General features: G+C 45.1%; 16 protein-coding genes. 3 read left to right on the forward strand and 13 right to left on the reverse strand.

Translation table 11 applies throughout. The features are described from left to right. Positions 1-78: 78 nt before the first annotated feature. On the forward strand, positions 79-789 hold the full coding sequence (locus tag PBN151_RS07915; protein ID WP_072728580.1) for a hypothetical protein: 711 nt from the start codon (positions 79-81) through the stop codon (positions 787-789). Between the two features lie 67 nt (positions 790-856). After that, positions 857-1717: a MurR/RpiR family transcriptional regulator gene (locus PBN151_RS07920; protein ID WP_065294031.1), complete on the forward strand. Its 861-nt coding sequence runs from the start codon at positions 857-859 to the stop codon at positions 1715-1717. A gap of 123 nt (positions 1718-1840) precedes the next feature. Here the strand turns inward: PBN151_RS07920 and PBN151_RS07925 are convergent, their stop codons facing one another. The 7 genes from PBN151_RS07925 to poxB all read right to left on the reverse strand — a co-directional run bounded on the left by PBN151_RS07925 (position 1841) and on the right by poxB (position 10258). Further along, on the reverse strand, positions 1841-4126 hold the full coding sequence (locus PBN151_RS07925; RefSeq protein ID WP_072728581.1) for an ATP-dependent DNA helicase: 2286 nt from the start codon (positions 4124-4126) through the stop codon (positions 1841-1843). Between the two features lie 166 nt (positions 4127-4292). Next, on the reverse strand, positions 4293-4430 hold the full coding sequence (locus tag PBN151_RS31140) for a hypothetical protein (RefSeq protein WP_175560657.1): 138 nt from the start codon (positions 4428-4430) through the stop codon (positions 4293-4295). A 165-nt stretch (positions 4431-4595) separates the two neighbouring features. Then, complete coding sequence (locus tag PBN151_RS07930) at positions 4596-5111, reverse strand: hypothetical protein (RefSeq protein ID WP_072728582.1); 516 nt, start codon at positions 5109-5111, stop codon at positions 4596-4598. A 36-nt stretch (positions 5112-5147) separates the two neighbouring features. Further along, on the reverse strand, positions 5148-5360 hold the full coding sequence (locus PBN151_RS31145) for a hypothetical protein (protein ID WP_175560658.1): 213 nt from the start codon (positions 5358-5360) through the stop codon (positions 5148-5150). 70 nt (positions 5361-5430) lie between these two features. After that, positions 5431-6768 (reverse strand): D-arabinono-1,4-lactone oxidase, encoded by a 1338-nt coding sequence (locus tag PBN151_RS07940; RefSeq protein WP_072728584.1) that lies wholly within the window; start codon positions 6766-6768, stop codon positions 5431-5433. Continuing rightward, the gene (locus tag PBN151_RS07945) at positions 6756-7946 is read right to left on the reverse strand and encodes an amino acid deaminase/aldolase (protein WP_072728585.1); all 1191 of its coding nucleotides are present in this window, start codon (positions 7944-7946) and stop codon (positions 6756-6758) included. The genes PBN151_RS07940 and PBN151_RS07945 overlap by 13 nt, the downstream gene beginning before the upstream one ends. A 590-nt stretch (positions 7947-8536) precedes the next feature. Continuing rightward, positions 8537-10258, reverse strand: a complete 1722-nt coding sequence (poxB, locus tag PBN151_RS07950; protein WP_072728586.1) for a ubiquinone-dependent pyruvate dehydrogenase — start codon at positions 10256-10258, stop codon at positions 8537-8539. Positions 10259-10579: 321 nt separating this feature from the next. Here poxB and PBN151_RS07955 point away from each other — a divergent pair, with 321 nt between their 5' ends. Beyond that, complete coding sequence (locus PBN151_RS07955) at positions 10580-10831, forward strand: hypothetical protein (RefSeq protein WP_028532087.1); 252 nt, start codon at positions 10580-10582, stop codon at positions 10829-10831. Positions 10832-11091: 260 nt separating this feature from the next. Here PBN151_RS07955 and PBN151_RS31150 read toward each other — a convergent pair whose 3' ends face one another. The 6 genes from PBN151_RS31150 to PBN151_RS07980 form a co-directional block, all read right to left on the reverse strand. Next, positions 11092-11301 (reverse strand): hypothetical protein, encoded by a 210-nt coding sequence (locus PBN151_RS31150; protein WP_175560659.1) that lies wholly within the window; start codon positions 11299-11301, stop codon positions 11092-11094. Positions 11302-11693: 392 nt separating this feature from the next. After that, positions 11694-12200 carry a DUF2569 domain-containing protein gene (locus tag PBN151_RS32500; RefSeq protein ID WP_072728587.1) on the reverse strand — a complete coding sequence of 169 codons (507 nt, stop codon included), beginning with the start codon at positions 12198-12200 and terminating at the stop codon, positions 11694-11696. A gap of 29 nt (positions 12201-12229) precedes the next feature. After that, positions 12230-13102: a phosphotransferase family protein gene (locus PBN151_RS07965; protein ID WP_072728588.1), complete on the reverse strand. Its 873-nt coding sequence runs from the start codon at positions 13100-13102 to the stop codon at positions 12230-12232. A gap of 222 nt (positions 13103-13324) precedes the next feature. Beyond that, complete coding sequence (locus tag PBN151_RS07970) at positions 13325-13837, reverse strand: hypothetical protein (RefSeq protein ID WP_072728589.1); 513 nt, start codon at positions 13835-13837, stop codon at positions 13325-13327. Between the two features lie 95 nt (positions 13838-13932). After that, positions 13933-14580 (reverse strand): DUF3885 domain-containing protein, encoded by a 648-nt coding sequence (locus PBN151_RS07975; RefSeq protein WP_072728590.1) that lies wholly within the window; start codon positions 14578-14580, stop codon positions 13933-13935. Between the two features lie 163 nt (positions 14581-14743). Continuing rightward, positions 14744-15253: an HAD domain-containing protein gene (locus PBN151_RS07980; protein ID WP_072728591.1), complete on the reverse strand. Its 510-nt coding sequence runs from the start codon at positions 15251-15253 to the stop codon at positions 14744-14746. Positions 15254-15520 lie beyond the last annotated feature (267 nt).

Consider the following 15520-nt stretch of genomic DNA (forward strand, 5'->3'; position numbering starts at 1 on the left):
ATTTGGGATAAAAACAGGCTTACAGTCACTCCTATTGCTCTATAAGGAGATACCTACTGCTAGCTAGGAGGCGTTCGAATGCCAGTTCAAACCCTATCGCCGTACTCGCTGTCCGGTCTGTCCGATGAAGTCTTAGGCTGTATGGAGCTGCGTCAAGATCCATTGTTTTATAAAATACCGTCAGATAAAATTCCATATTACGTTCATGAGTCGCTTCAGGCCGGACGCTTGGCGGCTGAGACATACAAAGGCTCCGGCATTCGCGACATGTACAGGGACGCAGGACTTCGTTATGAGATCACGGAGACTTCTGGCACATTTCATAACATCTCCTTCCGCGCACAGATTGATTTCTCCAAGACTACACCGGAAATTATTCTGTACGCCTCCTCGCTCAAAGGAATGCGGATGGTATGCCAAGAGATCCTAGGCGAAAGATCCAGTGGCAGCGCAGCGGATCTCGACCTTTTAATCGATATTCATCTGGCTCATGAGTTCTATCACTGGCTGGAGTATCGGGAGAAGATTTTCACGAATGAAAAGCTTGAGCGGATCGAGGTTTTTAAGTTAGGGCCATATACGAGGAAATCAAGCGTAGTGCAGTGCTGTGAGATTGCTGCGCATGCCTTCTGCAAAGAACTGCTGGGACTTCCCTTCCTCCCCAATTTGCTGGACTATGCCTATTTAATCGGGGAGCAACAGCTTGCGAAGGGAGATTTTATGGAACAGATCAAAACTTGCAAATTATGGATAAGGCAAACTCTCAATACCTCACTCAGTATGATATAATGGGAAAAGCTATTGCCAGACACGCACCGGAGTAGTCATTCCCAGCGTTAGATCAGGAGGAGGTATCATGTCTTCACAGGTTCCGGCCGTCATCGCCAAAATCGTATCACAATCGCAAAAATTAACATATGGTGAGAATCAGATCGCCAATTTCGTCATACACAATCCGGATTTTATTACGCGCAACACGATTACGGCCATTGCCAATGAAATCGGCGTATCGGAGACTAGTATCAACCGCTTCTGTAAAAAGGTCGGATTTAAGGGCTTCAACGATTTCAAAATCGCCTTCGCCCAAGACGCCTTCTATCGGGATATGCAGGCTAAGAAAAAAGAGAGACGAGAAATCAACCCAATCGATGCGCTTGCACTCGATTATAATGAACTGATTGTCAATACATCAGCGCTTGTCACCGAGGAACAGCTCCGTCAAGTGGTAGACATTCTGAAGGGAGCACGGCGCATATATATAATCGGCATGTTCGATTCTTATCTGGCCGCTATCGCCTTGAAGAATCGCTTGTCCATCATCGGCATCATGGCCGAAGCGATCAATGACAGCCGCGCCATGAAAATCGCCGCCGCACAATGCAGCAAAGAGGACGCTGTTGTGGCATTCTCCCGCTCCGGCTCGACGAAGGAAATCGTGGAGACGGTTGCGATCGCACAGGTGCACCAGGTCAAGACGGTTGCGATCACCTGTTACGATTCGTCACCCATTACGGAGAATGCGGACTTGAACATCATCGTGCCGGATAAGATATCGGTCAATAACAGCGCGCTGATGTCCAACCACATCACGTTCCTGTTCGTCGTCGATTTGATCATGAGCATCTTCATTTCATCAGACAAGGCTTACCTGAAGAAGAAGCTTGATAGTGAGGCCGTTCTGGCCAGCGATCAGGCGATGACCAACTATTATTTATGAACATTACAAAGTTCCTAAAGCGTTCTTTCCATCACGGAAGGGGCGCTTTTTTCATGACCACACTTGCGGGCAAAAACCTTTTTGGTCAAATCCATATTTATGTGAAAGTTCCCCCGTTACCGCTCACTTCCACTCATCCGGCAGCAATGCCGCATAATGCGGGTGCAGATAACGGTCATCAATCAGCAGTAATTGTCCCTGATCCGTCTCTGTACGGATCAGCCGACCGCCGGCCTGTAGTACCTTGTTCATACCCGGATATACGTAGGCATAGTCAAAACCGTTCTTGCCCTGCGAGTTGAAGTAGTCGCGGATGATATCACGCTCCAGGCCGATCTGCGGCAGTCCTACACCAACGATGGCAACTCCGGTCAAGCGGTCTCCCACTAGATCGATCCCCTCGGAGAAAACACCGCCCAATACCGCAAAACCGATCAATATCCCTTCATTTCCAGCATCGAATGCTGACAAGAAACTCTCCCGCTCCTCCTCCGTCATATCCCCACGCTGCAGCAACAACCGCAAATCTGCATCTTCTGCATGAGCAGCAGCAAAAGCTTCATAGATGAGATTCATATAAGCATAGGAAGGAAAAAAGAATAAATAGTTTCCAGGACGTTCGATAATCATCTGCCCCAGTACTCTCGCCAGCTCAAGCTTGGTTCCCTCACGATCGTGATAACGCGTCGACAACGGTTCGATCTGAACCGCGAGCTGCTCGCGGAAGAAAGGAGACGGCAGCGATAATGTATAATCCTCCTCTGGACTTGCCCCCAACATGTCCCGAAAATAGGACATTGGCGTAAGGGTAGCCGAGAAGAAAATATGCGAGCGGAAACCCTTGCCCATTTCCCGTAGCAGATGAGAAGGATCGAGACAGAACAGCTTCATGGATACTTCTCTCGAAGAAATCTCGGCATAGGTTACATATCTTTCGTCGTACAGCTTGCTGATCCTCACAAAATTCTGCGTCGCAAAATAAGCCTGCAGCAACGATTGCGACTGCTCAGTATCCTGACGGGAGCCAAGCTCCTCTTCTGCTGCAAGGATAAATGCCGCGGTCCGCTCAACCAGTTGTACAGGAACTTCCTGCGTAATTTGTGCGTTTGCGTCCGATTCTTTGCGCAGTTGTATAAAGAAGGCGTTCACTGCCTTGGCCGCCTTGTACACCTCAGCGTTAAGCTCTTTATATTCCCGCTGCAAGCTGAGAAAATCCCCTTTATTCAATGTGGCCGAATACATCTCTCGTGCCCGATCGACCAGATTATGCGCCTCGTCAATCAGAATCGCCGTCCGGCTCTTCCGCTCGGCGAACATTCTTTTCAACGAAATTCTAGGGTCGAAAATATAATTATAGTCGCAGATCACCGCATCCGCCGCATAAGCGAGATCAAGCGAAAATTCGAATGGACAAACTCGATGCTTACGTGCATATTGCTCAATGATTTGCCGGGTGATAAGCAACTCATTAGTCAATATATCAAGTACCGCCCCATTAATTCGATCATAGTAACCATCCGCGAATGGACAATCTTCCTTGCGGCAGCTCACCTGATCCTGAAAACAAATTTTCTCCTTGGCCGTAATGGTTACGGTATGCATCTGCAATCCTTGCGACTGCATCAGGGCGAACGTCTCCTCCGCTGCAGTACGAGTAGTCGTCTTGGCGGTCAAATAGAAAAACTGCTCAAGCTGTCCCGTTCCCATTGCCTTTATGGCGGGAAACGTAGTCGAGATCGTCTTTCCGATCCCTGTAGGAGCTTTGGCAAATAGTTTTACTCCCTCATCGATCACTTTATAGACCGCACCTGCCAATTTACGCTGACCAGCCCGATAAGAAGCGAAAGGGAAATCCAGCCCGCTGATACTTCTGTCCCGTGTAATCCGGTGATCGCGAAGCATCCGTGCATAAGGAGCGTAATTCTCCACCACATCCCGTACAAATAACTCCAATTCCGCAAAAATTGCTTCCTGCTGAAAACGTCTTTGTTCGCCCGTTGCGACTTGTACGTAGGTCAATTGGATTTTCATTCGAGCAGGTTCATGCTCTCTGGCGTACATATAGGCATAGCATTTAGCTTGAGCCCAATGAACCGGATAGGTATCCTCCAGTGTCTGTGGGATCTCGCCAGATGTCGACTTAATCTCATCGATGACGACGGATCCGTCTTCTTCTACCAACAACCCATCGCAGCGCCCGTCTATAACAAACATCAGATCTCCGCAAGGAATCTCTGCCGATAAATATACTTCTTTCTGATCCGCCTCACCGTAAGTTCGCTGCACCTGCTGATGCGCTTTGGTTCCCTCCGTCAGGGCCGTTCCCGTCCTGAAACCGCTATCCAAATCCCCGCTGCGGTACACGTACTCAACCAAAGGCCTCACAGCGATTTTCACTTGATCCTTCATCGCTTCACCCGCTGACTTTCGCTATAGAACATTTGTTCCATAGTATACCATAAAACGGTTAGTTCTCCTTACTTTTAATGAACCTTTTTCAACAAATCCTTTCTTCACAAAAAACAACAGCGTCCTTGCATTCATTATGAACGCAAGGACGCTGTCAGCTCGTTAATCACGAAGTTCGATTTTTAGAGGCTTTTGCATCTGCACCAGCGCCTGTTTCTGCCGCAAATTCCGTATCAAGATTTGGAACACCTAATTTCTTTTTTACTTGCTTGGAATTATGCTTCGCATCATTCTTCTTGTTCATCACATTACACCTCCTCATGTCATGAGAACCCGTAATTATATGAGCGGTTTGAGAAAACTAATGTTTCCTCAAGTAGTATTATGTAATGAGCAGCTTCTCCCTATGCGTTGTTCATGCGAGCAGCACGTCTATGGCATAGCCCGATGCATGAATATGATGTTACCTTTAACGATTTCTACCTACACTTTCAACTTCTAATGTACTGTTTGGTTGTTTTGATTGTCTAACAAGTTTTCCTCCTACAAAGTATCTACCGTATTCCTTTATTGTTTTTTCGATTTCGATTTCAGTTGGAATCTCTCTTATTCTCCAAGTTAAAAAATATGCTTCTACTTTGCCCCCATAGAAAACCCAAGAAAAAAACCTCTTCGCAAATTTATGTGCTCCCTTAGCTCTAAATCTATTCATTGACTCCCTATTTCTCCAAATTGTAACCGTTTGACCAATTCCCCCCTGCAATTGCCCTGAGAGTTTCGCATATATTAGGTTTTCATTCTTGGTGAGTTGTTTCTTTACAAATTCATTTACAATACCATTTATTATTATTCTGATAAAATCAAATTTCTCTCCACGAGTTACTGAGATAATTGCATTTTCAGGCAAATCTGTGTCGCTTTCACCTAATGTAAATGTGGCTCCGTATTTATTGTTTGGATCTGGATGCTTTCGCCATACCTTCATAAAAAGCCCCTCCAATTATACTTTCAGGACTTTCGCCTAACTTTTTGTATTCAGAAACGCCCCAACTAGATTGCTCTTATCTAAGGCTGGGGCGTTTATCGCCTGAGCCTCTACCATGGTAATACATCTGACAACCAAGAGGCGGTAGAACTGATGCATGAATACTTTGTTAGCAGATGTCCCCGACTTATTCGGTTCATACCACTTCTGTCCTTCTTCCATGTCAGATACCCGAAATTGAGTAGTCATTTCAAAAATCATTGGTATCCCACTACAAGTTCACGCTTGAATTATCAAGGAATCGTTACGTTACCGTCAGCTAGTACCCCTGCTCGCTCTGTTGCAGCATTTCTGTCAAGTAAGGGTTCAAGAATACGCCCGAAGGATCAAGCTCTTGACGAAGGCGAAGAAATGCATCCCACTTCGGATATATCGAACGCAGCTGCTCTGCACGCATCGTGTGCATCTTGCCCCAGTGCGGTCTCCCGCCATTCCGTCTACAGATCTCCTCTACTTTGGCAAAATAGTCGGCATACTCCATCCCACGGTACATATGTACAGCGATATAGCCAGAATCACGTCCATTCGCCGGACTGAGCCATATATCGTCTCCCTGAACATAACGGCATTCGATTGGAAAATGAACAGCAAATTGATCCCGATCTACTGCATCGCGTATTTCCTCAAGTACAGTTCGCATGCGGTCTGCCGGTACACTGTACTCCATTTCATTAAATCGAACCAGCCGCGGCGTCGCGAAAATAAGGTGACTATGCCCCACTTCCTGCACATCCGGTACGCTTGTTGCTGATAATCGGCTTATTGGCTTGCAAAGGCGCGGAATGAAACGACAGCACTCCGACAATAACCAGAATAGCGCATTCTCCAGCAGCATGACTTTCCAGTAACTCCAGCGGCTTGGCGTTCCGGGGATCTCATCCGTCTTATTGGTCAGTTTTACTTGAGCGATATCCGTATAAGGAAACCAAAAAAATTCGAAATGACGGTTTTCCTTTTTGAATAGATCAAGCTGTTCAAGGCATTGGGAGAATGGCATTTTGCTGCTTGTATAGCGGAGAGCGTACGAAGGTACAACACGAAGCTTCACCTTAACGATAATCCCGAACATCCCAAGTGACACCTGCATCGCCCGAAAAAGTTCTTCATCCTGCTGGGCTGAGCATTCGAGGATTTCCCCTGCCGCTGTCACTACCGTCAAACCTACTGCTTGCGTTGCGAGGCTCCCGAGCCGCTCCCCTGTCCCATGTGTTCCTGTACTGATCGCTCCTGCAATGGATTGCGCATTAATATCGCCTAGATTCTCTTGCGCGACCCCATAGGCATGCAATTCTTTCCCGAGTCGATCCAATTTTGTTCCACCCCACACCTCGGCAATCCCCTGCTCCGAATCAACAGCAATTACACCCTGCAATTGATCCAAGGAGACCAATACATCATCGGTCTGGACGAGTCGGGTAAATGAATGTCCGGATCCGACGACACGCAGCTTCCGTCCTTCGGCGGCACATTCTTTAACAATCCCGACCACCTCTTCTATGCTGGCCGGATATACAGTGCTTCTTGGCAATCCGCGCACGAGTCCTGACCAATTGCGCCATACTTTCGTATTGCGCTCCTTCAAATTTACAGAAAGCATAGTCCGTCCCCCCGATATGTCGTTGTCTTGCCAACGATACTGCCGTTCGAAATGTAGTAGAGATGTGCGAATCGCTCACATAACTCTCCTGCTTTGCTATGACGCATGAAGATCGGATCGCCGAGTTTCAGCTCTTCTAGCCCGTTGTAGCGGATCGGTGTCTGCACTTCGCCTGCCCCTTCCATCGTAAGAAGTGCCGTACCTTGCGGCAGGTATGGACGCGGCAGTTTGTCGCTGCCTGCAGCACCCGAAGCCGTGTATCCGCCGCCCAAGCAAGTGTAGAGATCGCCGCGCGGCTGACGCACGATCTCGATCGCATACCCTGCGGCGGGAAGGAAGGTGAAGTCCCGATAGTGGTCGAACAGACCGGGCGAATAGAACCCCGAACCTGCTGTAACCTCGGTGACGGCCGGCTCCACGCTGCTTGTATGCAAGCTGCCAGTGCCGCCTGCATTCACGAACCGCAGCGATGGAATGCCCATGCGCTCGATCGCTGCGACCAGCTCGGCCCGCCTGGCAGCGGCTTCACGGATTGAGCGGCGCTTGAGCAGCCGCACGATCGCGTTCTTCAGCGCCTGCCCAGGCACGCGGTCGCCTAAGCCTGCGACCTGCGCTTCATAGCCCATGAGCCCGTCGAGCACGACGTGCTTCGACTGCGCGATGCGCTCGATGAGGCTGAGCGCCGCAGCTGTAGAGCGTATTGGCGAGCGCCATACGCCGAAGTGCAGCCCCGGGACATCGATCGACATATCGATGTCCACACAGAGCGGCAGCCTCACACCATATTTGGCGGCTGCCGCTTCCGCCTGCTCGACATGCGTCTCGCAGTCGACCATCAGCGTGATGCTGCGCCCTTCACGCTGATGCATGGCGACGGACTCCAGCAGTCGTGCGTCCGCCGCAGGGTATCCTAGCAGCAAGTCTGTGAATCCTTGCTGCGCGAGATAGAGTGCTTCGGACACCGTGAAGCACATGATCCCTTGAAACTGCGCGTTTGTCTGCAGAATGCGCCGAAGCACATCAACAGAGCGGATCGATTTGCTCGCAATGCGGACTTTTTTTCCATTCGCAAGGTGAAGAACGCTCTGAATATTCTGCTGCAACAGATCCAGATCAACGAAGGCAAAGGGCATCGGAAGCCCCGTGCAGACTTCTTTATAGTAACGATAATCACGCACTCTACTCGACCTCCTTTGTCTGGAAGATGTACGATTTCTTATATTATTATTTAAGGTTCTTTGCATTTATTATTTCTAGATTTTGAGGTCATTTCTTATACGAAAAGACCCAGCCTAAGATAGCTCGTATCTTAGGCTGGGTCTGCATTCTTCTACATCATATAAACTGAACACATAATGGGATAGGCTCGCTTTTTATGGATTAAAGACGCGTTGAATTATACTATCCTTTTGCTTAACCCCATTACTCAGTCTGCATCATTTTTTAAGGCATAGTTCCCTGCCACTGAAGTTATTACCGTAAGTTCAGTTTTGTCTCAAGCGATAATGTGAAATTGAAAACCGTCTTCATTTACGTGAAACAATATATGTTCTTATCATTGGTTTTTGACATATATCGTGAGAATAAAAAAAAGCCGCAACTATGCGACTTTTAAGCATATACGTTATTCTCACCCGACAATAGTTAGTAATGTGGTTTAAATAGTTGCAAAGGCGATCTTCATTTTGATATTCATCAACAATGATGATTACTTAGCCTTACCACCAAGGCAGTGTGTGCAGTCACCACTTCAAAGAGCTCCTATTTATTACCGAAGGAGATTGGTTTTCGCGAGTTCGATGATTTCGTTGCCTTGCCCGTTCAAAACGGCTTTCAGCATCCACATCGTAAATCCGCGTGCCTGCTCGAAGTTGATCTTCGGCGGCATAGCCAGCTCCTGACGATTGACGACGACGTCCAGCACTACCGGACCGCTGTGTTCGAACGCTCGACGAACAGCGCTTTCCAAGTCGTTGGGATCCTCAACCCGGATTCCTTCGATTCCCATAGCTTGAGCCATCACCGCAAAGTTTGGATTGTCGAGTTCTGTTCCGAATTCTAAAAAGCCGGCTGCTTTCATTTCCAATTCCACGAATCCAAGCGCACCATTATTAAAGACAACAATCTTGATCGGGAGCTTATGCTGACGAAGGGTCAATAGATCTCCGAGCAGCATGGTGAGTCCCCCGTCCCCCGACAGTGATACGACCTGGCGTCCCGGCTGTGCAACCTGCGCCCCAATTGCCTGCGGCATGGCGTTCGCCATTGTCCCGTGGTTAAATGAGCCAATAAGCCTTCTTTTTCCATTCATCCTCAAGTATCGGGCTGCCCACACAGTCGGCGTCCCAACATCGCAAGTCAAAATGGCATCCTCATCTGCGAGATCGCTGATTACCTTCATGAGGAATTGCGGATGAATAGGCGCTCGGCCGGGATCTGCAAGTTTGTCCAGCTCCTCGCGGACTTTGGCATAATCTGCGGCAAAGTGCTGCAGATGATCAGGGGAGTGCGGTTCTTCTAATAGGGGTAACAGCATTTCGACCGTCGTCTTTACGTCTCCGCACACCCCGTATGCGAGTGTCGTTCGCCGGCCTAGTCGGGAGGAATCCAAATCAACCTGAAGGATGGTCGCTTCCTGCGGATAAAATTGCCGGTATGGAAAATCTGTACCCAGCATGAGTAAGACATCGCATTCCATTATGGCATGGTAGCCGGAAGAATAACCAATGAGGCCGGTTAATCCGACGGAATACGGGTTATCGTATTCCAGATATTCTTTTCCTCGCAGCGCTATGACCATCGGGGACTGCAGCTTCTCGCACAGCTTCATGAGCGAAGCATGAGCTCCCGCGCAGCCGGCACCGCACAGCAAGGTGATCCTCTTGCCTTTGTTTAAGTAGTCGGCAAGCGTCTTCAATTCGTCTGTAGAAGGGCAGACAATCGGCCGGGTGGAATGGATGACGCGTTCTGGAACGGGGCTTTCGTCGTATTCGAAAGCGGCTACATCTCCTGGAAGAACTAAGACAGATACTCCCGACCTTGCCGTCGCGGTTTGCATCGCCATCGTAACCGCTCGGGGCATTTGCTTCGGTCCGGTTACGACTTCACAAAAGAAGCTGCATTCCTGAAACAACATATCCGGACGGGTCTCTTGAAAGAAGCCGCTGCCGATTTCACTGCTCGGAATATGAGCGGCAATCGCAAGTACTGGCACCCTGTTTCGATGGCAATCGTACAATCCGTTAATGAGATGCAAATTACCTGGTCCGCTGCTACCCGCACATACGGCGATTCCTCCGCTGAGGGCGGCATCCGCGCCCGCTGCGAACGCTGCAACCTCTTCATGGCGAACATGGATCCATTCTATTTCTCCGGAACGACGGATTGCATCGAGCAAGGCATTGAGCGAATCGCCGATAATGCCGTAAATTCGCTTCACGCCGGAGTTCAGAAGGGATTCCACAATGGAATCCGCTATCGTTCTTCTCAAGGGAATCTCTCCTTATCTGTTTTTATTATATTGCCATAATGAGAGCACCCTATTCTTGATTTCACAACGATTTAAGCCTGAACCAAGAAGAAAGCCCGACAATCCACATCTCGGGTTTGTTGGGCTTCAATCATAAGATTATGTAATCAAATTTCGGTCATTACATTCACTTAATATAGGAATGCTCCCGTTAGTACTATAGAAAAAAGAGCTGCATATGCAACTCAATGATTTTAAGCGTTTATTTTCACTTACTGTGATACGAACCTTGGCAAGTGAAGTTAGACTAGCATATATTGCTGGAAAAAAGGAGGTTATACCATGCATTCTAATAACCGTAAAACCGCTAAAACACGCAAAGCTAGTGCGATTATTTCGCAGCGCAGACCACCGTTTTGTTTAGACTGTTCACAGTATGCCCAGACCGCAATTAATGGCGCGATAAAGGATCTACGAGCAGCAAAGCGATTTCTTTCTCGTGGGAGATTGGAACGGGCTGAAACTGCTCTAGCTAATAGCCTCCCAGACATTGCCAAGGCAATTCGTAATATTAATCGTATAGAACGCCATTAAAAAGGAAGGTATTGATAATCTCACCCTTATTAAAAATAATCCTCCCAGTAGAGCCCCTCTCCCTTGGGGCGTATTTCCATGTCCTAAGCAGTAAAGGTCAAATATTTCGCTTCACTTATGGTACGATTCCCACGCTGTCGGTAACGGCATGTTTAATGGCCATCCTTTGCCGGATGGCCATTTCTTTTTAGAACATACACCTTATTGAGCTAGAAAGCCAGCTGCCGATACAATCAGTAACTGGCCATCCATCCATAATCCTATTTTAATTTTTCACGTTTTCGCTTCTCAAAGCGGTTAATTGCTCGAATTGCTCGGGCGATGTCTTGAAGGCTGTTAGCCAACGCATCTTCAGCACGCTCAAATTTCCTATGCGCAACAAATCGCTTCGCTGCTTTCAAATCCCGAATTGCTCCATTGATCGCTAACGTGCAGCTATTGCAAGCTGGAGCAGGGGCCGTCGCTCTCATTTAGAGTTCCTCCTTTTGATTCGAACTTCCTTTCCGATCACCGTACTCTCGATGCACGCTCAGCTTGATTGATGCCACAGTGCAGCTGGCAGATGCCACATAACGCCTGACAAGCCATTCCAATCTTTATGCATGTTTCGAGGTAATCCGGGGACGGTGAGCCAACAAGACGCCCTTGATACAGGATACCCACAATATATTCCTCTGCAGCTGGCCAGGTATAGTTAATTACCCAAATGGCTCCTATTTTTCCGAGAGCTGAGGTCGAAGAAGCTCAACAACTGAAATAGCACGGCTGGGAAAGGAATCCGTCCTTATGAGAAGATGAAATTGGAAGTCGCTTAAGAACTCGGGAATCAGCTCCCTCAGGACGGTTATATAGGCTCATCGATTCACTTAATAAAAGTATTATGTACACGTTCTGATTTCATAAAATAGGGAATCCAAATTGCACATGTTATTACAGATTTCACTATATCCCTTAATGAGCTTCCATCTTCCAGTTCACTCGCTAAGGGAATTTGAATTACTAATAGATAATCAATTACCCCAATGATTAAACTAACACTATAGAAAATTATCATTAGCCGAGGTAATGTTGACTTCTTTCTATAAAAATTAATGAGTATAAATATACAGAAGAATAAAAATAGCACATTATATATCGCCTCGAAAATAAGTACAGGTCCCCATAAAGGATGGTAATATTGTGATGTTGATGACGTTAGTACTTCCCATGTATCGGATCTGAATGCAGGTAATGAATGCTGGAATAGTTGCACCGTTAATAGAAGCATGGTTAAGTAAAGACCGATTTGTACGAGAATCAACCACCCCCCTAGCCCAGATACACCTAATGGCAGATGGTCATATTTCTGTTCTTGAACATTTGTCTCCATTGAGAAAACTCCCTCTTATCTCAGTTGTTTTATCTAAATTCTTTAATTCCATTTTCAAAAGCTTCTTGGTCATTATGATCTATCCCATGTAGAGCTTCCTCCAAAGCAAAGGTACTTCTATAAAAATGAACTCGTTCTGAAATTTGTTTTCCATATGGGTATAAATTCGTGCATACTTCAAAAAACTCTTCTCCATAACTGGAGAGAATTCCCGCAAAATCATATGCTGGATCCCCAAGTCCGGAACCTCCGAAGTCAATAACTCCTGAAATCCTGTTTTCTTTTGGATCCCATAAGATATTACTTGCTCCAAAGTCTCCATGGATAAAGGTTTGCTCCAAATTCTGATTATATGTATTATTCAAAAATCCATTAAAGTTCTCTGCTACTTTTTCTTGTGCATCTACTCGCATAAAAGGAAAGAGTTTCTCTTTAATTCTTACATATAGATTTTCTATAGTTCTATGCACACTTTCATGTTGTTTTTGAGGTACAAAAGCTTTCGGTATATCCATAGAGTGAAGTTCAATTAGAAAAGTAACAAGCTGTGAGGCAATTGCATTCGTAAGGTTTTGACTTTTGATATTACTCAGTTCTTCCTTCCAAAAAGGAGAACCCTCAATAAGCTTATAGCCCATGAAAGCCTTACCTACCTCCATCTCATCAAAAGATTTATAGGCTGGATAGGGAATCGGCATCGCTACAGTTTTACTGATAGATTCCAATAACTCCGTTTCTTGCTTTAATTTTTCTAATCCTTGCTTGTACTTAGGAAACCTAAAGACGAGAGATTGATTAAGAATAAATACGTCATTATTCTGTCCGATCTCATTTTGTTTAACATCTTGAATATGTAAATTTGGGTAAACTTCTTGAATACGTCGAATGAGTGTAGAGATCATATTTAAACTCCTTCAATTATAAATGATTTGCATTCTTGAATTCTGGCTGCTTTCCTATAACGACTCTTGTTTTCATGACGTCGAGAGCGTGATGCGTTTAGGTTCTCAGATGTGTCCCGGCAATTACTACCTCGTTCCTAACTTCCGGTATCAGGAGCCGTCAGGATTATAGCGTGAAAGTGGTGTTATATGATGTTGGAGTCATCGTGTAGTTACCCACAATCATATTCTTGACAACTCTTTTAATGCATCTTGAGCAACCCTCCGCACATTTGGATCCCCATGATTCTCATAACTAAAGAGTAAGGGAAGATATTTCTTGTTGTACGTAATACCTATAGCATAGAGTGCATCAGCCAAATAATGAGGATCAAGCTTATCAATACGTTCCGCAAGATAATCTAACTGTCCCTTTGAGTAATCAGTAATTAATTGAAAAACATCCTCTATTATATCTTTGTCTTGTTCTTGGTACAGTTGTTCCTGTAAAAGCAGGATTATCTCATCAAAAAAAGACAGATTGTAACCAAAGTATGGATCAAGATATCTATCCAAACAAAGTAAAAGACTTCGTTTCTCATCATTAACAGATTCAAATAAGTACTTTTTAATCGCTTCTGAACCACTTTCAACAATATTATTGTGCCTCTGAGAGTATGAAACAAAGCTCGATTCTTTTTCTTCCACTGAGTCAACCTCTCTTCTATTCAGTTTTTCCTGCTGCTCCAATTTCATATAACGTGAATGTGTTCACGACATCCCGCCGACTTAAGGCCTTCAAAGTGGTCAGGCGCGATGCGCTAAGTCGGTGCAGATGTGTCCGACTACCATCACTCCCCCAAAAACACTCTGTTAATTCTTTCCCGATCATAATCTAAGATCCAATCATTATATCTTGTATAGATCCTCATTAAATCTTCTCTAGCTGATGCGATGACATCACAGCCTCTATCATCATATATATGAAATATTGTTTTCTTGTTTAAGTTTATAAAATACACTCTGTGATAGATCATAGGCTTAATTCCAACATCATGATTACAAATAGCTCTGATTAGCTGACTATATCTTAAATCCTTTACTCTACATTTAGCCCAGTAACTATACATGTTGTTCCTTGGGTCTGGGGTCTCGTCTGGATCATAATCAATTTCAGGAAGTATTTCAAGTTTTAGGGCTCTAATCGATTCTTTCTTCTTGATATATCTTCTATATAAATTTAACTTCCTCACTTTGTGTTTAGGTTTATCTGCAAAATAAGCGTGCGTAATTAATAAGACTTCATCTTCCTTATCATGAAGAGCTTTGAACAATTCAAGCGACCGATAATAGACTCGTTCCATATAATGCTCTTTATTTAATCTAAAGATCGGGGGATCTCCTAGTTCAAATCTTATTGAAACATTCCAACCATAAAAAAGAGGCGGACTTAAAGATAAATTATGAAAATGTTCTTCTAAGTACATCTTAAGGTTCATAATTTTTTCTCCGGTCTAATATTTTTGAACTTCAGCCATTTCAATTAACGTTTTGTATTCACGAAGCCTGAGCCTTAAGAGAGCGCACGCGACCGGGGTCGATGGACTTAGCCTCGCAGAGTTGTCTTGCAGGCAAAGGCTCCGTAGCGTATATACGGTTTTATCAAATGTACGGCTCTTCTTTGGATTTTATATCACATGTATTTAATATCTTAATTGCTTTTTCCTTTACTTCTTCATTTATTCCAATATATCCTTGACACTTGACAAATTCATTCATTGTATAAATACCCATATCCCACTCATCATCTAAAATCACAAATGATTCTATCTCTTTATTCTGGTTTTCTGTCAGCCAATTCTGAATTTCTTTCCAACGGTTTGAAGTCCTTAAATCTTGGTCTAAAATTGGAGTTATTCCAATAATCCTCTCTTCTAAACCATATTGATTTAGGTTCCTTATTAAACTATTCCAAAGCAAATTACTCGTACCATAATGAACTCTCCAAGTAGAACTTATAACAAAATATGCATTAGTTTCAGTAACTATTTCTTTTAAGTGCTTCATTGCTTTCTGGTCAAAAACAAACTCTTCACTATTATGATTCCGTTGTATCATAATTGCTCTATCGGTATTAATGACTCCATCGATATCAAGAAAAATGATTTTCATATTTGATATCTCCTATAAGATTATTTACTATGTATTATCCGTATTTCTGACTACTACTTGTGAACCAAGGGCAATGCCAATAGCGTACATACTGTGTTATCGGTAGGACTTGCCCTCAATGAATTGCTTTCAATGTTTTCAATGTATATTCTGTTCTGATTCAGCCAATCAGTCATTGGGAATATGCCGATATGCCTAGTTAACTTTTCCTCGACAAGTCACGCGTATAAAAAAGGGCCGGTGGATGGCCGAACTCATTAACCATAT

It is taken from the genome of Paenibacillus sp. NAIST15-1 (assembly GCF_001894745.1).
In the GTDB taxonomy this organism is placed as follows: Bacteria; Bacillota; Bacilli; order Paenibacillales; family Paenibacillaceae; genus Paenibacillus_B; species Paenibacillus_B suaedae.

Coding starts and splice junctions, on each gene's coding strand:
- PBN151_RS07915 (WP_072728580.1), top strand. CDS start 79: ATGCCAGTTCAAACCCTATCGCCGTACTCGCTGTCCGGTCTGTCCGAT.
- PBN151_RS07920 (WP_065294031.1), top strand. CDS start 857: ATGTCTTCACAGGTTCCGGCCGTCATCGCCAAAATCGTATCACAATCG.
- PBN151_RS07925 (WP_072728581.1), bottom strand. CDS start 4,126: ATGAAGGATCAAGTGAAAATCGCTGTGAGGCCTTTGGTTGAGTACGTG.
- PBN151_RS31140 (WP_175560657.1), bottom strand. CDS start 4,430: ATGAACAAGAAGAATGATGCGAAGCATAATTCCAAGCAAGTAAAAAAG.
- PBN151_RS07930 (WP_072728582.1), bottom strand. CDS start 5,111: ATGAAGGTATGGCGAAAGCATCCAGATCCAAACAATAAATACGGAGCC.
- PBN151_RS31145 (WP_175560658.1), bottom strand. CDS start 5,360: ATGACTACTCAATTTCGGGTATCTGACATGGAAGAAGGACAGAAGTGG.
- PBN151_RS07940 (WP_072728584.1), bottom strand. CDS start 6,768: ATGCTTTCTGTAAATTTGAAGGAGCGCAATACGAAAGTATGGCGCAAT.
- PBN151_RS07955 (WP_028532087.1), top strand. CDS start 10,580: ATGCATTCTAATAACCGTAAAACCGCTAAAACACGCAAAGCTAGTGCG.
- PBN151_RS31150 (WP_175560659.1), bottom strand. CDS start 11,301: ATGAGAGCGACGGCCCCTGCTCCAGCTTGCAATAGCTGCACGTTAGCG.
- PBN151_RS32500 (WP_072728587.1), bottom strand. CDS start 12,200: ATGGAGACAAATGTTCAAGAACAGAAATATGACCATCTGCCATTAGGT.
- PBN151_RS07965 (WP_072728588.1), bottom strand. CDS start 13,102: ATGATCTCTACACTCATTCGACGTATTCAAGAAGTTTACCCAAATTTA.
- PBN151_RS07970 (WP_072728589.1), bottom strand. CDS start 13,837: ATGAAATTGGAGCAGCAGGAAAAACTGAATAGAAGAGAGGTTGACTCA.
- PBN151_RS07975 (WP_072728590.1), bottom strand. CDS start 14,580: ATGAACCTTAAGATGTACTTAGAAGAACATTTTCATAATTTATCTTTA.
- PBN151_RS07980 (WP_072728591.1), bottom strand. CDS start 15,253: ATGAAAATCATTTTTCTTGATATCGATGGAGTCATTAATACCGATAGA.